The sequence below is a fragment of the Streptomyces sp. NPDC058650 genome, assembly GCF_042717315.1.
Lineage (GTDB): Bacteria > Actinomycetota > Actinomycetes > Streptomycetales > Streptomycetaceae > Streptomyces.
Map to the genome: position 1 here is coordinate 75677 of NZ_JBHXRL010000009.1, position 20431 is coordinate 96107.

At 71.0% G+C, this 20431-nt stretch carries 18 protein-coding genes and 3 pseudogenes; 10 read left to right on the forward strand and 11 right to left on the reverse strand.

What is annotated here, in order from left to right:
• Positions 1 to 47: 47 nt before the first annotated feature.
• Positions 48 to 959: a LysR family transcriptional regulator gene (locus tag ACFWWU_RS18150; RefSeq protein WP_384146099.1), complete on the reverse strand. Its 912-nt coding sequence runs from the start codon at positions 957 to 959 to the stop codon at positions 48 to 50.
• A gap of 96 nt (positions 960 to 1055) precedes the next feature.
• Between ACFWWU_RS18150 and ACFWWU_RS18155 the strand changes: the two genes are divergently transcribed.
• From ACFWWU_RS18155 to ACFWWU_RS18165, 3 genes are read left to right on the forward strand one after another with little or no spacing between them, the layout of a single operon-like run.
• Positions 1056 to 1781 (forward strand): succinate dehydrogenase, encoded by a 726-nt coding sequence (locus ACFWWU_RS18155; RefSeq protein ID WP_384146102.1) that lies wholly within the window; start codon positions 1056 to 1058, stop codon positions 1779 to 1781.
• Entirely contained in the window at positions 1782 to 3764 is a 1983-nt protein-coding gene (locus tag ACFWWU_RS18160) for a fumarate reductase/succinate dehydrogenase flavoprotein subunit (protein ID WP_384146105.1), read from the forward strand.
• Positions 3761 to 4507, forward strand: a complete 747-nt coding sequence (locus tag ACFWWU_RS18165; protein WP_384146108.1) for a succinate dehydrogenase/fumarate reductase iron-sulfur subunit — start codon at positions 3761 to 3763, stop codon at positions 4505 to 4507. The genes ACFWWU_RS18160 and ACFWWU_RS18165 overlap by 4 nt, the downstream gene beginning before the upstream one ends.
• Positions 4508 to 4551: 44 nt before the next feature.
• Here ACFWWU_RS18165 and ACFWWU_RS18170 read toward each other — a convergent pair whose 3' ends face one another.
• Entirely contained in the window at positions 4552 to 6900 is a 2349-nt protein-coding gene (locus ACFWWU_RS18170) for an ATP-binding cassette domain-containing protein (protein ID WP_384146111.1), read from the reverse strand.
• Positions 6901 to 7264: 364 nt separating this feature from the next.
• On the opposite strand from ACFWWU_RS18170, the gene ACFWWU_RS18175 reads away from it, so the two are divergent.
• Positions 7265 to 7468, forward strand: coding sequence for a cold-shock protein (locus ACFWWU_RS18175; RefSeq protein WP_030325187.1), 204 nt, complete (start codon positions 7265 to 7267; stop codon positions 7466 to 7468).
• A gap of 192 nt (positions 7469 to 7660) precedes the next feature.
• Here the strand turns inward: ACFWWU_RS18175 and ACFWWU_RS18180 are convergent, their stop codons facing one another.
• From ACFWWU_RS18180 to ACFWWU_RS18205, 6 genes are all read right to left on the reverse strand, one after another.
• Positions 7661 to 8209: a TetR/AcrR family transcriptional regulator gene (locus tag ACFWWU_RS18180; protein ID WP_384146114.1), complete on the reverse strand. Its 549-nt coding sequence runs from the start codon at positions 8207 to 8209 to the stop codon at positions 7661 to 7663.
• Positions 8210 to 8230: 21 nt separating this feature from the next.
• Positions 8231 to 9727 carry an MFS transporter gene (locus ACFWWU_RS18185; RefSeq protein WP_384146117.1) on the reverse strand — a complete coding sequence of 499 codons (1497 nt, stop codon included), beginning with the start codon at positions 9725 to 9727 and terminating at the stop codon, positions 8231 to 8233.
• A gap of 196 nt (positions 9728 to 9923) precedes the next feature.
• Positions 9924 to 10349 carry a nuclear transport factor 2 family protein gene (locus tag ACFWWU_RS18190; RefSeq protein WP_384146120.1) on the reverse strand — a complete coding sequence of 142 codons (426 nt, stop codon included), beginning with the start codon at positions 10347 to 10349 and terminating at the stop codon, positions 9924 to 9926.
• Between the two features lie 286 nt (positions 10350 to 10635).
• The gene (locus ACFWWU_RS18195) at positions 10636 to 11445 is read right to left on the reverse strand and encodes an MBL fold metallo-hydrolase (protein WP_384146124.1); all 810 of its coding nucleotides are present in this window, start codon (positions 11443 to 11445) and stop codon (positions 10636 to 10638) included.
• A 123-nt stretch (positions 11446 to 11568) separates the two neighbouring features.
• Complete coding sequence (locus ACFWWU_RS18200) at positions 11569 to 12213, reverse strand: DsbA family protein (RefSeq protein ID WP_384146127.1); 645 nt, start codon at positions 12211 to 12213, stop codon at positions 11569 to 11571.
• 119 nt (positions 12214 to 12332) lie between these two features.
• Positions 12333 to 12827 carry a MarR family winged helix-turn-helix transcriptional regulator gene (locus tag ACFWWU_RS18205; protein WP_384146130.1) on the reverse strand — a complete coding sequence of 165 codons (495 nt, stop codon included), beginning with the start codon at positions 12825 to 12827 and terminating at the stop codon, positions 12333 to 12335.
• Between the two features lie 72 nt (positions 12828 to 12899).
• Between ACFWWU_RS18205 and ACFWWU_RS18210 the strand changes: the two are divergent.
• The 3 genes and pseudogenes from ACFWWU_RS18210 to ACFWWU_RS18220 all read left to right on the forward strand — a co-directional run.
• Positions 12900 to 13054, forward strand: a pseudogene (locus ACFWWU_RS18210) (IS5/IS1182 family transposase); the annotation flags it as partial.
• Between the two features lie 257 nt (positions 13055 to 13311).
• Positions 13312 to 14226 carry a DUF1206 domain-containing protein gene (locus ACFWWU_RS18215; protein WP_384146133.1) on the forward strand — a complete coding sequence of 305 codons (915 nt, stop codon included), beginning with the start codon at positions 13312 to 13314 and terminating at the stop codon, positions 14224 to 14226.
• Entirely contained in the window at positions 14216 to 15061 is an 846-nt protein-coding gene (locus tag ACFWWU_RS18220; protein ID WP_384146136.1) for a YhjD/YihY/BrkB family envelope integrity protein, read from the forward strand. The genes ACFWWU_RS18215 and ACFWWU_RS18220 overlap by 11 nt, the downstream gene beginning before the upstream one ends.
• A gap of 367 nt (positions 15062 to 15428) precedes the next feature.
• Here the strand turns inward: ACFWWU_RS18220 and ACFWWU_RS18225 are convergent.
• Both ACFWWU_RS18225 and ACFWWU_RS18230 read right to left on the reverse strand, forming a co-directional pair.
• Positions 15429 to 16012 (reverse strand): annotated as a pseudogene (locus ACFWWU_RS18225) (NADP-dependent oxidoreductase); the annotation flags it as partial.
• Positions 16013 to 16206: 194 nt separating this feature from the next.
• A pseudogene (locus tag ACFWWU_RS18230) lies at positions 16207 to 16889 on the reverse strand (SDR family oxidoreductase).
• Between the two features lie 111 nt (positions 16890 to 17000).
• Here ACFWWU_RS18230 and ACFWWU_RS18235 point away from each other — a divergent pair.
• Positions 17001 to 17564, forward strand: a complete 564-nt coding sequence (locus ACFWWU_RS18235) for a TetR/AcrR family transcriptional regulator (protein ID WP_384146139.1) — start codon at positions 17001 to 17003, stop codon at positions 17562 to 17564.
• A 206-nt stretch (positions 17565 to 17770) separates the two neighbouring features.
• Positions 17771 to 18259 (forward strand): HAD family acid phosphatase, encoded by a 489-nt coding sequence (locus tag ACFWWU_RS18240; protein ID WP_384146142.1) that lies wholly within the window; start codon positions 17771 to 17773, stop codon positions 18257 to 18259.
• Between the two features lie 369 nt (positions 18260 to 18628).
• On the opposite strand, the gene ACFWWU_RS18245 is transcribed toward ACFWWU_RS18240, so the two are convergent.
• Entirely contained in the window at positions 18629 to 18844 is a 216-nt protein-coding gene (locus tag ACFWWU_RS18245) for a dodecin (RefSeq protein ID WP_384146145.1), read from the reverse strand.
• Positions 18845 to 19122: 278 nt separating this feature from the next.
• On the opposite strand from ACFWWU_RS18245, the gene ACFWWU_RS18250 reads away from it, so the two are divergent.
• Entirely contained in the window at positions 19123 to 20370 is a 1248-nt protein-coding gene (locus ACFWWU_RS18250; protein WP_384146148.1) for an extracellular solute-binding protein, read from the forward strand.
• The last annotated feature ends 61 nt before the right edge of the window (positions 20371 to 20431 follow it).

A 20431-nucleotide genomic window follows, 5' to 3' on the forward strand; every position in this document is an offset into this window, starting at 1 on the left:
GGCCCGTCGCGCCCCAGGCCGTGGTTCCGGCCTCCACCCCTCGCGCCTCAGACCGTGGCTCCTGCCAGGTCCGGGCCGCCCCTGCGCGAGGCGAGCAGTATCCGCTGGAGCTCCCGTGCCGCCCGGGGCGGCGCCACGTCGCTGCGGTGGGCCAGGGCGATGGTGCGGCGCAGGCCCGGCCGGGCGAGCGCCGTCACCCGCAGGTCGCGGCCCGCCCGCGCCGCGACCATCGCCGGGACGACGGCGAGCCCGAGCCCCGCCCGGACGAAACCGAGCACCGCGTCCAGCTCCCCGCCCTCGACGGTGAACGTCGGCTCGAAGCCCTCCGCCCGGCAGGCCGCCACGGTCAGTTCCCGCAGGTCGTAGCCGTGCCGGAACATCACGAGCGGCTGGTCCCGCAGGTCCTCGATCCGCACCGGACGCCCCGGCGCCGGAGCCGAGGCGGAGGAGACCACCACCAGGTCCTCCCGCAGCAGCTCGACCGTCGTCAGCGCCGGCGACGGGGACGGCAGCGGCAGCACCACCAGGGCCAGGTCGAGCGCCCCGCGCGCCAGCTCCCGTACGAGATCGTGCGAGCCGCCCTCCTCGATGAGCAGCTCGATCCCCGGGTGCAGGTCGTGGAAGGCGCGCAGCACGTCCGGAAGGAGCCCCGTGCACAGGCTCGGCGTCGCGCCGAGCCGCACCCGGCCCCGCTTGAGCTGCGCCAGCTCCTGCACCTCCAGCCGGGCCGTCTCGGTGTCGGCGAGGATCCGGCGCGCGAGTGGCAGCAGCGCCTCGCCCGCGTCCGTGAGCGCGATGTTCCCCCTGGCCCGGCTGAACAGCTCCGCGCCCAACTCCCCTTCCAGGGCCTTGATCTGCTGGGAGAGCGAGGGCTGTGAGACGTGGACGCGCTCGGCCGCCCGCGTGAAGTGACGGGTCTCGGCCACGGCGACGAAGTAGAGGAGCTGCTGGAACTGCATGCCCCCAGCGTAGGGGACCTGGATAGGAGACGCCTATCGAGATCAGCCGGACCATGTCTTGGACCTCTCGGGTCGTTCGGCCCTAGCGTCGTGGACATGGCTCTGGCACCCACGAGGGACCGGACGACGGGCCGCCCGCCGTCCCCCACACCGTCACGCGGATTCCTGTCATCGACCCTCGGCAAGAAGACGGTCATGGCCGTCAGCGGGCTGCTCATGCTCGGCTATCTCGTCGCCCATGTCGCCGGCAACCTGAAGGTCTTCTTCGGCCCCGAGGAGTTCAACGCCTACGGCCACTGGCTGCGGGTGATGGGAGCCCCCGTCCTGCACCACGAGTGGGCCCTCTGGCTCGTCCGGATCGTGCTCCTCGCCGCCGTCGGCGCCCACGCCGTCTCCGCGTACCAGCTCAGCCGGCGCGACGTGAAGGCCCGCCCCACCGCGTACGTCCACCGCCGCAAGCGCGCCTCGTACGCCACCCGCACCATGCGCTGGGGCGGGATCATCCTCGCCCTCTTCATCGTCTGGCACGTCCTCGACCTCACCACCGGCACCGTCCACCCCGGCGGCTTCGAGGAGGGCAAGCCCTACCAGAACGTCGTCGACACCTTCTCCACCTGGTACGGCAACGTCATCTACATCGTCGCCATGCTCGCCGTCGGCCTCCACGTCCGCCACGGCTTCTGGAGCGCCGCCCAGACCCTGGGCGTCGGCAACGCCCGCCGCGAGCGCCTCCTCAGGGCCACGGCCGACACCCTCGCGCTCGTCCTGACCGCGGGCTTCGTCTCCGTACCCGTCGCCGTCATGACCGGATTGGTGAGCTGAATGACCTACCTCGACTTCCGCGTCGGCGAGCCGCTCGCCGACACCACCGCCCCGGCAGGCCCCATCGCCGAACGCTGGGACACCCGCCGCTTCCAGGCCAGGCTGGTCAACCCCGCGAACCGCCGGAAGCACCGGATCATCGTCGTCGGCACCGGCCTCGCCGGTGGCTCCGCCGGTGCCACCCTCGCCGAACAGGGCTACCACGTCGTCCAGTTCTGCTTCCAGGACTCCCCGCGCCGCGCCCATTCGATCGCCGCCCAGGGCGGCATTAACGCCGCCAAGAACTACCGCAACGACGGCGACTCGATCCACCGCCTCTTCTACGACACCGTCAAGGGCGGCGACTTCCGCGCCCGCGAGTCCAACGTGCACCGCCTCGCCCAGATCTCCGTCGAGATCATCGACCAGTGCGTCGCCCAGGGCGTGCCCTTCGCCCGCGAGTACGGCGGACTCCTCGACACCCGCTCCTTCGGCGGCGTCCAGGTCTCCCGCACCTTCTACGCCCGCGGCCAGACCGGCCAGCAACTCCTGCTCGGCGCCTACCAGGCGCTGTCCCGGCAGATCGCCGCCGGCAACGTCGAGATGCACGCCCGTACGGAGATGCTCGACCTGATCGTCGTCGACGGCCGGGCCCGCGGCATCGTCGCCCGCGACCTCATCACGGGCGAGGTCTCCACCCACTACGCCGACGCGGTCGTCCTCGCCAGCGGCGGCTACGGAAACGTCTTCTACCTGTCCACCAACGCGATGAACTCCAACGCCACCGCCGTCTGGCGGGCCCACCGGCGCGGCGCGTACTTCGCCAACCCCTGCTTCACCCAGATCCACCCGACCTGCGTCCCGCGCACCGGCGACCACCAGTCCAAGCTGACCCTGATGAGCGAGTCCCTCCGCAACGACGGCCGCATCTGGGTCCCGAAGGCTCACGGGGACCGACGGCCGGCGGCCGACATCCCCGAGGACGAGCGCGACTACTACCTGGAGCGGATCTACCCCTCCTTCGGCAACCTCGTCCCCCGCGACATCGCCTCGCGCGCCGCGAAGAACGTCTGCGACGAGGGTCGCGGCGTCGGCCCCGGCGGCCAGGGCGTCTACCTCGACTTCGCCGACGCGATCCGGCGGCTCGGCCGCAGGGCCGTCGAGGAGAAGTACGGCAACCTCTTCGACATGTACGCGCGGATCACCGCGGAGAACCCGTACGAGGTCCCCATGCGGATCTACCCCGCCGTGCACTACACGATGGGCGGACTCTGGGTCGACTACGACCTCCAGACCACCGTCCCCGGCCTCTTCGCGATCGGCGAGGCCAACTTCTCCGACCACGGGGCCAACCGGCTCGGCGCCTCCGCCCTCATGCAGGGCCTCGCCGACGGCTACTTCGTCCTCCCCGCCACCATCAACGACTACCTCGCCCGCCACCCGCACACCGAGCCGGTCACCGACGACCACCCGGCGGTACGCGACGTCCTCGCCGAGACCGAGGACCGACTGAACCTCCTCCTCTCCGTCGACGGCGACCGCACCCCCGACTCCTTCCACCGCGAACTCGGCGAACTCATGTGGGAGTTCTGCGGCATGGCCCGGACGGAGGAGGGCCTGCGCAAGGCCCTCGCCCGGATCCCCGAGATCCGGGAGGAGTTCTGGCGCCGGATCAAGGTCCCCGGCACCGGCCAGGAGTTCAACCAGTCCCTGGAGAAGGCGAACCGCATCGTCGACTACCTGGAACTGGCCGAGCTGATGTGCCTCGACGCGCTCCACCGGGCGGAGTCCTGCGGCGGCCACTTCCGCGAGGAGTCCCAGACGCCGGACGGCGAAGCGGCCCGCCGCGACGAGGAGTTCGCGTACGTGGCGGCCTGGGAGTTCCGGGGGCCCGGGGGCCGCCCCCCAGGAGAGCACGGCACGGCGCCGGGCACCTCCCCCGTCCTCCACAAGGAGGACCTCACCTTCGAGTACGTCCACCCCACCCAGCGGAGTTACGCATGAGGCTCACCCTGCGCGTCTGGCGCCAGCGGAACGCCGACGCCCCCGGCGCCATGTCCACCTACGACGTCGACGGCATCTCCGCGGACATGTCGTTCCTGGAGATGCTCGACACCCTCAACGAGGACCTCATCCTGCGTGGCGAGGACCCCGTCGCCTTCGACCACGACTGCCGCGAGGGCATCTGCGGCGCGTGCAGCCTCGTCATCAACGGCGACGCGCACGGCCCCGAGCGCACCACCACCTGCCAGCTCCACATGCGCTCCTTCCACGACGGCGACACGATCGACATCGAGCCCTGGCGTGCGGCGGCCTTCCCCGTCGTCAAGGACCTGGTGGTCGACCGCTCCGCCTTCGACCGCGTCATCCAGTCCGGCGGCTACATCAGCGCCCCCACGGGCTCGGCGCCCGAGGCCCACGCGACCCCCGTCCCGAAGGCCGACGCGGACTCCGCCTTCGAGCACGCGGAGTGCATCGGCTGCGGCGCCTGTGTGGCGGCCTGCCCCAACGGCTCGGCGATGCTCTTCACCTCGGCGAAGATCAACCACCTGAACGTCCTCCCGCAGGGCTCCCCGGAACGCGAGACCAGGGTCCTCGACATGGTGGCCCGGATGGACGCGGAGGGCTTCGGCGGCTGCACGCTGACGGGCGAGTGCGCGACGGCGTGCCCGAAGGGGATCCCGCTGCCGTCGATCGCGGCGATGAACAGGGAGTGGCTGCGGGCACGGAGGAAGGTGAAGGGGTAGCCGCTGCCTCCGGCGCCCGGCCGGTCGGGCGAGAACGTACCGGGTCAGTCGGCGAGTGCCCGGGCCAGATACGGGGCCGTCCGGCTCACGGGGGAGGCGGCCACCTCGGCCGGCGCTCCGGCCGCCACCACCCGGCCGCCCTCGTCGCCACCGCCCGGGCCCAGGTCGAGGACCCAGTCGGCGGTGGCGACCACGTCCATGTCGTGCTCGACGACGATCACGGAGTGGCCCGCGTCCACGAGGCCGTGGAGCTGACGCATCAGGACCTCGACATCCGCCGGATGCAGCCCCGTCGTCGGCTCGTCCAGCACGTACAGCGTGGCGGAGCGGCGCGGACGCTGAAGCTCGGAGGCGAGCTTGATGCGCTGGGCCTCGCCGCCGGACAGCTCCGTCGCCGGCTGCCCGAGCCGCAGATAGCCGAGGCCCACGTCCAGCAGGGTCCGCAGGCTCCGGGCGGCGGCCGGGACGTCGTCGAAGAACTCCGCCGCCGACTCGACGGTGAGGTCCAGGACTTCGGCGATGGTGAGCCCGCGCAACCGCACCCGGAGCGTCTCGGGGTTGTACCGGGCGCCGTGGCAGTCGGGGCACGGCGCGTAGGTGCTCGGCAGGAAGAGGAGCTCCACCGAGACGAAACCCTCGCCCTGGCACGTCTCGCAGCGCCCGCCGGAGACGTTGAAGGAGAAGCGGCCCGCCTTGTAGCCGAGCGCCTGCGCCTCCTCCGTCTCGGTGAACAGCTTCCGCACGACGTCGAACAGGCCCGTGTACGTGGCGAGGTTGGAGCGCGGAGTCCGCCCGATCGGGCGCTGGTCCACCGTCACCAGACGCCCCACCCCGGGCAGCTCCTCGGTCAGCGCGCCGACGAGGGTCGACTTGCCCGAACCCGACACACCCGTCACGGCGGTGAGGACACCCAGCGGGAAGGCCGCGTCGACCGCCCGCAGATTGTGCCGGGTCACCGGCCCCGTACGCAGCCAGCCCGACGGAGCGCGCACCGTCCGCGCGGGCGCCGGTCGCCGGTCGAAGAGGAAACGCCGGGTCGCGGACGCCTCGACGGCCGCCAGTTCCTCCGGCGGACCGCTGTGCAGGACGTGCCCGCCGTGCACCCCGGCACGCGGCCCGACGTCGACGAGCCAGTCGGCGTGGCGCACGACGTCGAGATGGTGCTCGACGACGAAGACCGAGTTCCCGGCCGCCTTCAGCCGGTCGAGGACCACGAGGAGCGCCTCGGTGTCGACCGGGTGCAGACCGGCGGACGGCTCGTCGAGCACGTACACGACACCGAAGAGCCCCGCCCGCAGCTGGGTGGCGAGCCGCAGCCGCTGGAGCTCCCCGCTGGAGAGCGTGGGCGTCGCACGGTCCAGACTGAGGTAGCCGAGACCGAGCTCGGTGACCGTCGCGATCCGGGCGACGAGGTCCTCGGTGAGGACGCGCGCCGACTCCGCACCGTCCGTCGGCGTCGCCGACAGGAGCCCGGCCAGGACCGTCAGCGGCAGCGCGGCCAGCTCGGCGATCGTCCGCCCCGCGAAGGTCACCGCGAGGGCCTCCGGGCGCAGCCGGCTGCCGTCGCACACCGGACAGGGCGCACTCGACAGGAACCGCTCCGCCTTCGCCCGCAGCGTCGTGCTCTTCGAGTCCGCGAACGTCCGCAGAACGTACCGTCGGGCACTCATGTACGTGCCCTGATAAGGGCGTTGGATGCGACCCGCCTCCCGCACCGGGTGCACCGTGACCACCGGCTGCTCCTCGGTGAAGAGGATCCACTCCCGGTCCTTCGCGGCCAGCTCGTGCCACGGCCGGTCGACGTCGTACCCGAGGGTGTCCAGGACGTCCCGCAGGTTCTTCCCTTGCCAGGCGCCCGGCCAGGCGGCGATGGCGCCCTGTCGGATCGACAGAGCCCGATCGGGGACGAGGAGTTCCTCGCTCGTCTCGTGGATCCGGCCGATGCCGTGACACGAAGGGCACGCGCCTGTCGCCGTGTTGGGGGAGAAGGCGTCGGAGTCGAGCCGCGCCGCACCCTCCGGGTAGCGGCCGGCCCGCGAGAACAGCATCCGCAACGAGTTGGAGAGCGTCGTCACCGTACCGACCGAGGAGCGGGCGTTCGGCGAGGACCGGCGCTGCTCCAGGGAGACCGCCGGGGGCAGCCCGCTGATCTCGCGGACCGCGGGCGCCCCCACCTGATGGATCAGCCGCCGCGCGTACGGCGCGACCGATTCGAAGTAGCGCCGCTGCGCCTCCGCGTAGATCGTCCCGAAGGCGAGCGACGACTTGCCCGAACCGGATACCCCGGTGAAGGCGACGAGCGCGTCGCGCGGGATGTCGACGTCGACCCCGGCGAGGTTGTGCTCGCGGGCGCCGCGGACACGGACGTACGGATCGTGGGGCCTGTCACGCATGCGTCGATATTAGCCACTGTTCCCTGTTTGCCCTGATGGCGAGGTGGTCTCCGGTCAGGCGACCGCGACCCCCGCACCCCCGACAGCAGCCAGGTAGGGTCTGCGGACACAGCGCGTCGACCAAGGCAGGCCGATGGAGGCCGCCGCCGCATCCCCGTGGCGGACCCGCTCACACTTGGAGGAGTCCCTCTGGTGACAGGGTGTGCGGACGTGTACCGTCCTCGTTAGCTGTCGTGGTTCGGAAGTTCCCTCTGCCCATGCCTCCGGCGTGGGCTTTTTGCTGTGCTGTGCCGCAGGAACCAGGGCGATCACCTCCGCCTTCCGCATGGAGCGGGAGGCGTTCATCGACTGGAAGGCATGAGACATGGCTACGGGAACTGTGAAGTGGTTCAACGCGGAGAAGGGCTTCGGCTTCATCGCCCAGGACGGCGGCGGCCCGGACGTCTTCGCCCACTACTCCGCCATCAACTCCTCGGGCTTCCGTGAGCTCCAGGAGGGCCAGACCGTGACGTTCGACGTCACCCAGGGCCAGAAGGGCCCCCAGGCGGAGAACATCAACCTCGCCTGACCTTTTCGCACACCGTCGGCGGAACTGGGGGCACTGAAGTCAAGGCGCGCGGCTCCTCGCGCGCCCCGACTGGTTGTCCCCAGGCCCGCTGACGGGCGTTGTCGGCACTGTGGAACGGGTGGTCCACAGTCCGTTCGCTGTTCTGCCGGTCGAGAGAGGTCCAGCGGTCGGGAGATCGCGGGCCGTGCGGGCTCAGGTGTCGTCGTGGTTGAGGGTGCCGGCGATGCGTTCGGCGACGGCGCGGCGCAGTTGGGTGGGCAGCCGTTCGGCGGTGAGGGATTCGTACAGCCACAGGCCGTCGGCGGCCAGGCGGGCGATGAATTGGTCAAGCGCGTCCGGGTCGTCGGCGTCGGTGAGGGTCAGGGGCGGGGCCCATCGTTCCAGGACCGCGTCCCACGGTGCCGCGTGTCCGGGATGAGTGGAGCCTTCGAGCATGAAGAGGAGCTCGGCCCGTGTGGAGCTCTGGGTGGCGACGCGGGTGTAGGCGGTAAGCCGCTCTGAGGGCGTTGCCTCGTGGGCCGGTTTTCCCGCCGCCGCGTTCATCTGCGCCTCCCATCGGTCGGCGAGGTGCTGGTGGATGGCCTGGACGAGGTCGTCGCGGGAAGCGAAGTGGTAGAGGAGCCCGCCCTTGGTCAGGCCGGCCTCGGCGGCGACGGAGTCGAAGGTGACGCTCTTGACGCCTTCGCGCTCTACGACGCGGGTGGCCGCTTCGAGGATCTGGGTTCGCTTGCTGGTCCGCATGGGGGCTCCCGGGGTGGGGTGTCAGTGGTGTGTGGGGGCGGACAGGGTCGATCCGGGGCCGTGGTGGCGCAGGAGGAGGCCGGTGACGACCGCGCCGGCGGCGATGACGGTGGTGACCACGATCATGACGGTGAGATAGGCGCCGTCGAAGGCGTGGGACGCGGCGGTGACCAACGAGGGGTCGTCTCCCGCCAGTGCGAGCGCGCTGTCGAGGCTGTCGCGTGCGGAGTCCGGGGCTCCGGGTGGCAGGTCGATGGTCGCGGTGTAGACGGCGGTCAGGAGGCTGCCGAGCAGCGCGACCGCGATGAGGCTGCCGAACTCGTAGGAAACCTCCTCCACGGAGGAGGCCATGCCCGCGCGGCGGGCCGGGACATTGCCCATGATCGCGCTGGAGGCGACGGACATGGCCGCTCCGAGGCCGGCGCCCGTGATGAGCAGTCCGGTGATGAGCAGTCCCATGCTGGTGTCGAAGTTCAGCAGGATCAGCACGGAGCCGACCGTACTGAGGGCCAGACCACCGGCGACGATGGGCAGCAGGCCGACCCGGTGCAGGCTGGCGCCGCCGGCCACGGCTGTCGGGAGTGCCCCCACGGCGACGGCGGCGACCAGGAGTCCGGCGCGTAGCGGGGTGAAGCCCTCCACGAGCTGGAACCGCTGTGTGGTGATCAGCTGGACACCGGCGATGGCGAACATGGCGAACCCGGCGGCCAGGACTCCGGCGACGAAGGCCCGGTTGCGGAAGATCGCGAAGTCCAGCAAGGGATAGGGAAGACGACGCTGCCTCCGAGCGAACGCCCACCCGCCGAGGACGGCGGCGAGGACGGCGGCACCGATGAACAGGGGCGCGGGTTCCGTCTTGGCGGTTTCCTTGATCGCGATCACGAGGCCGACCAGGGCGACGAGCGCGAGAAGCGACGAGGCCAGGTCCCACCGCTTGGTGGAGTCCGCGTCGTTGGGCGGCGCGAGGACCAGCGTGGCGACCAAGGCCACGATGACGACGGGGACGTTGACGAGGAACACCGACCCCCACCAGAAGCTCTGCAACAGAAGTCCGCTGACGATCGGGCCCAGTGCGCTGCCCACGATAGCCAGAGTTCCCCAGATGGCGATGGCCATGTTGCGCTCGCGCTCGTCCTCGAACGTGATGCGGATCAGGGCGAGCGTCGCGGGCATCATCGCCGCCGCGCCGACGGCCAGGAATGCCCGAGCCGCGATCAGGGACTCCGGAGTCGGCGAGAACGCGGCGGCGAGCGAGGCGGCGCCGAAGACCACCAGGCCGATCAGGAACATCCTCCGGTGCCCCACCCGGTCCCCCAGAGTGCCGCTGCCCAGCAGCAGCCCGGCCATCACCACCGGATAGGCGTTGATGATCCACAGGCCTTCGGAACTGCTCGCACCGAGTTCCTTCACCAGCGTCGGCAGTGCCGCGTACAGGATCGAGTTGTCCAGCGTGATGAGCAGAAGCCCCGCACTGACAACCGTCAGCAGCAGCCAACGCCGCCGCGTACTCGGGACCATTCCGCGCACCTCTTCATCAACACAACCGACCCTGATAACTGTACCTTTCGAAAGGTACAGTTATGGCGGGTGGTCGGGTCTGCCGGGGGCATGGCAGCCGGTGGCCGGGAGGGCCTGGCAGGTGATCAACGGTGTGCCGTGGCGTCCGACGGGTGCTGTGGCAGCGCGGTATCGGGGAGGAACTGGGTCGGTGCGGCTATGCGCCGGGGTGCATGGCGTCGCGGACCAGGGCGGTGTCGACGAACTGCTCGAAGCGGACGATGCGGCCGCCGCGGACGATGAAGTGGTGGGCGACGCGTGCGTCGAGGTCCTTGCCGGTGGCCTTGTTGGTGGCGGTGTAGCGGGCGAGGACGACGACGTTCTCACCGTCGACGACGTACGTGTCGTCGTGGGCGGCCCAGTCGTCCCAGTCCTTGCCGAGCTGTTCCATGACGGCGGAGGTGACGCCGGTGGGGGTGCGGTAGGTGCCGGCCAGCGGGAAGCCTGCCATCTCGGTCCATTCCACGTCGTCGGCCAGCGTGGCCCGCAGGGCTTCGAGGTCGCCGTTGGCGGAGGCGATGTACTGGCGGCGCACCACGTCGGCGGGGGCGGCGGAGGTGGGGAAGTCGGTGGTCTCATGCATGGGGCACGGCCTTTCTCCGGTGGGGTCGGGGTGCTGGCGGGGCGACGGCGAGGGAGAGCGGCGGCCGGCGGCTGCGTGTGGGATAGGCGAGGAAGAAGCCGATCAGCAGGGTGACGACGACCAGGCGCCCGGCTTCGGCGAGGATGACCGTGAAGGCGTTCCAGGCGTTCCAGGCGTTCCAGGGTTCCAGGCGTTCCAGGCGTTCCAGGCGGTGCTCGGCGGGCGCGGTCCGCCCGGGCCCGGGGCCTGGTCGGGGCGCCCGGGGCCGGCCTGTGGTCGGGGTGGGTCAGCCCCAGGTCATCTCGCCCTTGGCGACCTTCGCGCCGAGCTGGGCCGCGATGAGCATGCCGGACTCGGGGTAGCGGGCGACCAGCGCGTTCGTCAGGGCCTCGCCGCTGTCGGCCTTGGCCAGCTCGTCCTCGAAGGCGGTGAGGTAGTCGCGGGTGTAGGCGATCGGGCTCGCGTCGAGGGCGGCGGCGGTGGGCAGCCGGTGGCCGGGGACGGCGAAGGCGGGGTCGAGGGCCGTCATCTCGTCCAGCAGCTCGATCCACACGGCGCGGTCCTGGGGCTTGCCGGTGTCGGCGACCCAGACGTGCTCGTTCTGGAAGAGCAGGACCCCGGCGACGATCGCCCGGTGCTCGGCCTGCCACAGGTAGTGGCGGTCGGGCAGGCCGGGGTGGCCGCCCTTGAGCTGGAAGACGTGGCCTTCGACGGTGATGTCGCCGGTCAGCGGGGTCAACTCGACCAGGCGGGTGGGGCGGTTGACGCCGACCGGCTCCCACGCCTTGAGCTTGGCTTCGTACGTGGCCTTGATGTGCTCGATCACCAGCGGGGTGGCGACGAGCCGGGCCTCGGGGAACGCGTCGGCGACGACCTCGGCGCCCCAGTAGTAGTCCGGGTCGGCGTGGCTGACGAACACCGTGGTGAGGTTCTTGCCGGAGTCGAGGATCTCGGCGACCAGCCGGTGACCGTCCGCACGGGTGAACCCCGTGTCGATCAGGAACGCCTCCTTCTTGCCGGTGATGAGGGTGGCGGTCTTGTTCTTCGAGCCGACGGGGAAGTCCAGGTCGATGACCTTGAAGTCGAGCGTGCTCATCGTCGTGTCCTTTGCTGGGATCGATGGAAAGGGGGGTGAGGGGCGGTCAGCTGGTCGTGTGAGGTTCAGGTTCGCGCCGCCGCGGTGGGAAGACGCCGACCGTGCCGGTGTGTCGGCGAGGATTCAGCGGCCGGACGCAGCCGATCGGGTGCGGGCGGCGCCGAACTGCGCCAGGAGTGCGTCGATCCTGTCGGGACCGGCGTGGCCGACGGCAAGTACCGCCGTGCGGTCGCCGTCCTGGGCCAGGAGGGTCGGGTAGCCCTGCACGCCCAAGGCTGCCGCCCGCCGGAAGTCGGCCTCGGCCGCGAGCGAGGCAGTCGGTGCGGTGAGCGCGGCACCGGCTGCCCGCGTGTCCAGGCCGGCTGCCGCGGCGATCCGGGTGAAGGTGTCGGCGTCGGACAGGCTCAGGCCGTCCTGGTAGAACGCGGCCTGCACGGCCATGGCCAGTTCCACCACCCGCTCCGGGGCCGCCCGCCGCAGCACCGCCATGCCCCGGGCGGCGTCCAGGGAGTCCATGACGAACGAGCCGTCGGCGATCAGCCGCTCGTACCCGGCCCCGAACCCGACACCGGTCAGCTCGCTGATCTTGGCGTTGGCGCCCTGGACGTAACCGAACTCGCGGATCGGCACGGCCCGCTCCCCGGTGAACAAGCCGCCCGAGACGACCTCGACGGGCAGCTCCGGGTGACGCCGGGTGACCTCGGCCAGGGTGGGGGCGAAGCCATAGGACCAGCCGCAGTAGGCGTCGAAGACGTGGACGAGTTTCATGGGAAGGCCTTCGCAGAGGGAGTCGCTCCGCACCGAAGCGATGTACCTGCTTCAACAGTATCTGCCGCGTCAGGTATTCCCGCATGGTGAAGGGCCCCCTTCCCGCGGGGCTTCCGTCCCTAGCGCAGGCGGGGCAGGGCGTCGCGCGCCGAGTGGGACAGGATGTGCAGGCACTCCATGAACTGCTCCCGTGCCTCCTCGGGCAGTGGCGCCAGGAAGTAGCGGCGGACGTTCTCCACGTGCAGCCGACTGGCCCGCACCACGATGTCCTCACCCCGCCCGGTGAGCCGCACCAGTTTGCCCCTGCGGTCCGCGGGGTCGTCGGCACGCACCACCAGACCGGCCGCCTCCATCCGGTCCACCAGGCGGGTCATCCCGCCCGTGGTCAGGACCCGCTCCTGTGCGATCGCCCGCATCGGCATGCCCGGACCGCCCGCCCGGCCCACGATCAGCAGCACCTCGTACATCAGGTGGCTGATCCCGAACTCCTCCTCGATGGCACCGCCGAGCAGGTACTCCAGCCGCCCCGCGGCCCCCTGCAGCCGTCCGAACGCGAGCACCAGCTCGTCGTTCGCCGCCTCCCGCGCCGAAGTGATGCCCGCACCTTCGCCCACCCGCCACACCCTTCGCTCGTCAGGTCCGTATCCCGACACGGTCATCGCGCCGGGCTGTCGTCGCTCGGCGTCGCGGTCATCGCGGACACGGCGTACTCGTCCCGAGCGATCCGTCATTCCTGCGAGGGCGCAGGGGCATCCGTGCGGTGATCCCGGAGCGGGCGGACCGGAAGGCCAACCGCGTGCGAGCTTACAAGGCCCGCAACGTGGTCGAACGCTGCATCAGCCCCGTCGCCGTACGCCGGCGGAGAGCCGGTACGTCGTGCCGTCGACATCCCTGCTTCCAGGGTAGGTCCGCCCTTGGCGGTGACTTCCGGGGCGGGACAGTCCTACCGTGGAAGGACAGAGAACAGACCTGGGGATCGCGCCACGCTCGACAACACCCCACGGACCTGCCGTCCTTCCCGCGCTCTCAACGACCACGGCGCCCGTCCCGGCCCCGGGTGCGCTGTTCGGCTTGTTCCTGCAGACGGAGGTGTCAGGGATGGAGATCAGGAAGGACGTCGCCGCCCCGCCGAAGTCCCGGGGGAGGCGTGTGGCCGACAGCCGCGCGGTGGAACTCGCGTCCAGGGTCGGGCTCTGCGCCCGGGGAGTGATCTACGTACTGGTGGGGCTTCTGGCAGTGCGGATCGGCCTCGGCGGCGACAGCGGCCAGGAGGCCGACCGGTCCGGCGCGGTGGGGACCCTCGGCGAGCAGCCGTTCGGCCAGGCTTTGCTGTGGGCGCTCGTGGTGGGGCTGGCGGCGATGGCGCTGTGGCGGCTTGCCGAGGCGGCGTTCGGACAGACGGTGGAGGGCGGTGACAAGTGGAGCCGGCGTCTGGGCTCCTTGGGCATGGCCGTGTTCTACGCGGTGATCTGTGTCGGCGTCGTGCAGACGGCGCTGGTCGGCGGTTCCCCCGGCACCCGCCCCGGCGACGAGGCGTCGAAGGAGTACACCGCGAGGGTGCTGGAATGGCCGGGCGGGCGGGTACTCGTCGGCGTGTTCGGAGCCGTCCTGGTCATCGTGGGCGTGGTGATACTGGTGAGCGGCCTGATGCGGAAGTTCGAGAAGAATTTGCGGACGGGCGAGATGAGCCCGGCGACGCGGCGGGTCGTCGCGGTGCTGGGAACCGTCGGCAGCGCGGCGTGCGGAGTGATCGCGGCGGCGGCCGGCCTGTTCGTCCTGCTGGCCGCGGTGCGGTTCGACCCCAGCGAGGCCAAGGGCCTGGATGAGACGTTGCGTTCGTTCGCCGAAACCCCCGCAGGGCCGGCCCTGCTGATCGCCGCCGCTGTGGGCCTCGTGCTGTTCGGCCTGTACTCGTTCTGCGAAGCCCGCTGGCGCAAAGCCGCTGAGCACGGGGATCCGGCGGAGCGGCCGACCGAGGGGCAGGGCTCGGGGACTCGCCCACATGCGTCCTAGAAGGGGGAGCTCGTCCCGCACCGCCGCGGGCCGTTCGTCCCCGGTCGGACGGCTGCGCCGCGAGATCCGCCGCCTGCGGGCCGGGCGACGGTGGGTTCAGATCAGCGATCTCGAACTGTGGCAGCGTTCGCTGGGCTTCGCGGCGCTCGGTTTCCTGACCCTGGTGCCGCTGCTGATCGTCGTGTCCGCGGCGGATCCGGCGAGCGGGCGGGGGTTCGCGCAGTGGCTGGGGGACGGACTCGGCGTATCGGAGGCCGCCAGGGAGGACATCGAGGGGCTGTTCGCACTTCCGGGCCAGACGTTGCGGACCACGACGGCGTTCGGCCTCGCGGTGCTCGCCGTGTTCGGGGTGTCGTTCGGGGCGACGGTGCAGAGCGGCTACGAGAAGGTCTGGGATCTGCCCCCGGCCCGCTGGTGGGCCAGGTGGCGGCACGTGGTGTGGCTCGCCGTCCTCATCGGAGTCCTCTTCCTGTCCGCGATCACACCGCTGTGGCACGCGGCCCCGGCCCGGGGACTGGTGACGGTGCTGGTCGGCAGCCTGTTCTTCTGGTGGTCCCAGCGGATGCTGCTCGGCGGCCGGGTCCCCTGGACCGCGCTGCTGCCCGGGGCGGTGACCACCATGGCCGGGCTGCTCTGCCTCCGCGTCTTCTCCCGGCTCGTGTTCTCACCGCTGATCGCATCGAGCGCCGTCACCTACGGCCCGATCGGAACCGTCCTGGTCATCCAGTCCTGGCTGGTCGGGGTCGGCGTCGTCGTCTTCGGCGGTGCGCTGGCCGGCCGTCTCCTTCACGAGGAGCTGCCCCGCGTGGCACATGCCCTGAAACGGCGAAGATGAGGGCCGCCACGCTCCCACCGCCCGGGTTCCGTCGCGACGGACACCGTCGCTCCCTCCCTGCCGGATCGTGCTTGTCATCGCCGAGGCGGTTGGTGAACCCACCTGCTCCGCGATGACCTGGTCGATGACCGCGTGCAGGTCCCCCCGCCGCCCGGTGGTACTTCCGGTTGGCTGAGGTGGCCGGCTTCTCCCACACGAGGTCATCTGCCGGACGGCGCGGGGACGGGGGAACTCCGCGGTGCCCTCATGACCCTTCTCTCAGGTCATCGTGACGACGACCTTGCCGGCCTTGGCGCGGCCCTTCTCGACGTGCTCCATGGCTTCCCGGGTCTGATCGAACGGGAAGACTCGGTACGACGGGACGGATGTCGACGACGATGTCCGCGCCGAGTTCCCTCACCAGGTCGACCTTGGCCGTACTCGCGGTGGCGGCCACGTGCGCGCCCAGCGCCTTCGCCAGCTGGATGGCGATGGTGCCCAGGCCGCCGGAGCCCGCGTGGATCAGGACCTTCTGGCCTGGCTGCACATGCGCTCGTTCGACCAGGGCTTGCCAGGAGGTGAGGGCGACCAGGGGGGAAGTGACGCGGCTTCCTCCATGGTGAGGGTGGCCGGTTTGATCGCCACGTCGTCCTGGTGGACGGCGATGAGTTCGGCGAACGTGCCGATGCGGTCCTTGTCGGGCCGGGCGTAGACCTCGTCGCCCACCGCGAACCGTGTGACGGCCGATCCGACCTCCACCACCGTCCCGGCGAGGTCGTTGCCCAGGATGAGCGGGAGACCGTACGGCAGGATCGCCTTGAGGTCCCCGTCGCGGATCTTGAGGTCCAGCGGGTTGACGCTCGCCGCGTGGATCCGGACCAGGACGTCGTCGGCGCCCACCTGCGGGTCGGGCATCTCGGCGGCGCGCACACCGGCCTTGTCGCCGTACCGCTCGATCATGAAGGTCTTCATCGTCACCTCCGTTGCCCGTCCGCGGGGGGCGGGATCCCTGTCCCTCCTGGGCTTCTCCCAGTACGAGACACCTTGTGGCACTTACTTCGGTTCTTCGGGGCACCTCGCCGGAATCGGCCGAGTACGCGGCGTGCCTCGTCCGGCTCGGGCCCCGTACCAGCCGGGGCCGGCAGGGGAAGGGGGCGGGACGTGCCTCACGCCGCGTTCGGTGCAGCGGCCAGGCTCTGCTTGACGTACCGGGTGGTCTCGTCGGCGAGGATCTCGGGAAGTCCCGTCTCGATGCCGTGCAGGGCCTGTGCGGCGACATCGGCGGGGTCGGCCTTCTGGTCGGCGGGAACGCTTGCGGCCATGTCGGTGTCCATGTAGCCGACGTGCAGCGCCGAGACGGTGATGCCGCGGGGCGCCAGTTCCTCCCGGGCCGCGTCGGTCAGCGCCCATGCCGCGGCCTTGGCCGCGGCGTAGGACCCGAGCTCGGCCGGGTGCAGCCAGGACAGGACCGACAGGACGTTGAGCACGGCGCCGCCACCGTTGCCCTCGATGACGGGGGCGAAAGCCCTCGTCACGGCGAGCGGACCGAAGAAGTTCGTCTCCATCTCCAGGCGTACCGCGTCCAGGCCGCCCGTGATCAGGGGCGTGGCGGTGGAGATGCGTTGTTCACCAGCAGCGTCGCGTCGGCCGCGGTGCGGGCCGCGGCCCGGATCGACTCCTCGTCCGTCACGTCCAGTCGCAGCGGAATGACTCCGGGCAGGTCCACCGTCTCGGGGCGGCGGGCCGCCGCGTACACCGTCGCTCCGCGCTCCACGAGCTGGGCGGCCAGCTGGCGCCCGAGCCCCCGGTTGGCGCCGGTGACGACCGCGACCGCGTCCTTCAGTTCCATGGCTACTCCCAGTGTTGCGGGCGTCGAGAGACCCCGCTCGTTAGATGATGGTTGCAATCTAACCTCTGGTCTATGATAGATGTCAAACGACATTCAATCGGGAGGTGGCTGATGGGCCGCGTATCGCAGGCGCAAGCGGAGGAGAACCGCCGGCGGGTCGTGGAGACGGCCTCCCGGCTGTTCCGGGAGCAGGGCACCCACGTCAGCGTCGCCGACCTCATGAAGGCGTCCGGCCTGACCCACGGGGGCTTCTACAAGCAGTTCGCCTCCAAAGAGGCGCTCGTCGACGAAGCCACCGCCCACGCGTTCGGCGAACTCGCCCGGCTTCGGAACGACGGACTCGAGCAGCACGCAGGGCAGCGCGACGCCGCCCAGCGGGAACTGATCGACACCTATCTCTCCATCGAGCACCGCGACAGCGCGGCGGGCGGGTGCCCCGCCGCCGCACTCGCCACCGATATGGCGCGCACACCCGGCGATCGCGAGGCCCACCGCGTCTACACCGAGGGAGTGAGTGACTTCGCCGAGTGGCTCGCCACCGAGGGGGGCCGGGACGGCATCACGCGACTGTGCACCATGGTCGGCGCACTCGTCCTGGCCCGGGCCACCAAGGACTCCCCGCTCTCCGAGGAGATCCTCACCACCGCGCGCGCGGCATTGACGGAAACCAGCTGATCAGGGACACGATGCCCGGCGGCACCCCGCAGGGATTCCCTCGCGATTCGTGGAAGAGGTCTGACCTGCGGAGGGAGGGTTTCCTTGCGCGGGGTCCACGGTGAGGGCGTTTTCCCTGCGGCCGCAGCCGGGCGGGGCGTCCGGGCGGACGGGCGCGGGCGGGAAAGCGTGAGGCGGGTGCGTACGCCTGCTCCTACGCTGGGGCCGTGACGCGCGACACCCGGCCACTGGCCGTCTTCGACCTGGACAACACCCTCTCCGCCACCGCCCACCGCCAGCACTTCCTGGAGCGGCGGCCCAAGGACTGGAGCGGCTTCTTCGCGGCGGCGTCCGACGATCCGCCGCTGGCGGAGGGCGTCGAGCTGTGCCGGAAAGCGGCCGAGGAGTGTGAGGTGGTCTATCTGACCGGGCGGCCGGAGCGCTGCCGGCGGTCCACCGTGGCCTGGCTGGCGGCGCAGGGGCTGCCGGAGGGCCGGATCCACATGCGGGGAAACCGGGACTTCCGGCCGGCCAGGGTGACCAAGGTGGAGGTCCTGCGGCGGCTCGGCGCCGACCGCGAGATCAGGATGCTCGTCGACGACGACGCGCTGGTCTGCGACGCGGCGGAGGTGGCCGGGTTCCGCGTCGTGCGCGCCCACTGGGCGATCCCGTCGGAGGTGCTGACGGACGCCCAGGAGAAGGAGGGCCGGACCTGATCCTCGCGGCAGCCCGGCGCCTCGGCCGCGCCCGTCCTCGGCCCCGGCCGCCCGGCGCCTCGGCAGCCCGGCCTCGGTAGCCCGGTGTCTCGGGCCCGGCCTCGGCTGCCTGGTGCCTCGGCAGCCCGGCCTCGGTAGCCCGGTGTCTCGGGCCCGGCCTCGGCCGCCCGGTGCCTCGGCACCCGGCCTCGGTAGCCCGGTGTCTCGGGCCCGTCCTCGGCCGCCCGGTGTCTCGGGCCCGTCCTCGGACACCCGGCGCCTCGGCAGCCCGACCTCGGCTGCCGGTGCCTCAGCAGCCCGTCCTAGGCAGCCCGGCGCCTCGGCCGCCCGTCCTCGGACGCTCGTCGGGCGTCGCTCCTTCGCCGTCCGTCAGCTCTCGTCCTCCAGGCGGAAGCCGACCTTCAGCCCCACCTGGTAGTGCTCGATCGCGCCTTCGACGATATGGCCGCGGACCTGCGTGACCTCGAACCAGTCGAGGCCCCGCAGCGTCTGCGCGGCGCGGCTGATGCCGTTGCGGATGGCTTCGTCGACGCCTTCGGTGGACGTCCCGACGATCTCGGTGACGCGGTAGGTGTGATTCGACATGGGGGCCGAACTCCTCTCGGTGCGTCCCTCCACCGTGCCCCAGGCCGCGGCGGCGCGCGACAGGACGGCCTCCGTACGGCGTGCGGTCGATTACCGAAGGTAAGGATCCGGATCATCCGTCCGGAGGCTGAAACGAGATGGTCAAGGACTTGACCACTTCGTTGGTCCAGACCAGAATCCAGGCCACATACCCGCGCGAACACCCCGTTCGCTCCCCCCACGTCGGGTCAGCCCCCAATGCCGCACGAACCTGTGCAGAACCGCAGAAGGTGACCTACGTGAAGAACCGCCATCTCGCCTGTCCGTTGGCAGCCGCCACCGCGCTCGCGCTCGCCGGTTGCGGGATGTTGCCGGGCGGGGGCCAGACGAAGACCGTCACCATCTGGCTCATGCGGGACAGTGCCAGCGAGGACTTCCTCACGCGTTTCACCGAGGCCTACGAGGAGGAGCACGACGGCGTCGACCTCAAGATCACCATCCAGGACTGGACCGGCATCGGGAAGAAGGTCACCGAGGCCGTCAAGGGCTCCGGCGGACCCGACGTGATCGAGGTCGGCAATACCCAGGTCGCCCAGTACGCCGACACCGAGAAGCTCTACGACCTCACCCTCGAGTCCGTCCGCGACCTCGGCAGCGAGGACTGGCTGCCCGGTCTCGCCCAGCCGGGCAGCATCGGCGGCTCCCAGTACGGCATTCCCTGGTACGCGGCCAACCGCATCGTCATCTACAACAAGGACCTGTTCCGGGACGCGGGGATCGACAAGCCGCCGACCACCCGCGCCGAGTGGCTCGCCGACACCGAGAAGCTCAACCGCGGCGGCTCCCAGGGCATCTACCTCGCGGGCCAGGACTGGTACACCCTCTCCGGTTTCATCTGGGAGGAGGGCGGCGAACTCGCCGTCGACAAGGGCGGCGAGTGGACCGGCGCCCTCGGCAGCCCCGCGGCCCTGCGCGGCATGGCCTTCTACAAGGACCTCCAGTCCCTCGGCGCCGGCCCCAAGAACGCCGACGAGCAGAACCCGCCGCAGGCCGACGTCTTCGCCAAGGGCGACGTCGCCCAGATCATCGCCACGACCAGCGCCGTCGCGCCGATCCTGAAGGCGAACCCGGACCTCAAGGACAAGCTCGGCTTCTTCGCGATACCCGGCAAGAAGGCCGGCCGGCCCGGCGCCGTCTTCACCGGCGGCTCCGACCTCATCATCCCGGAGAACGCGCCCCAGCGCGGCGCCGCCCTCGACGTCGTGAAGGCGCTCGCCGGCGAGAAGTGGCAGACCGAACTCGCCCGGACCATGGGGTACGTGCCCAACAAGAAGGGCCTCGCCTCCGTCGTCTCCGGCCAGGAGGCGACCGCCGTCATGGCGGCGGCCGCCGCACGCGGCCGCGCGACCCCCAACTCCCCGCAGTGGGCCAATGTCGAGGCCGACAACCCCATCAAGCCGTACATGACGGCCGTCCTCCAGGGCGAGGACCCGGCGCAGGCCGCCGCGAAGGCCTCGGCGGAGATCTCGGACACCCTCGCCGAATAGCATTCAGCGTTCGCACATCCGCGAGCCCCCGGACGGTCATGTCGAATCCAGCCGGTGACGG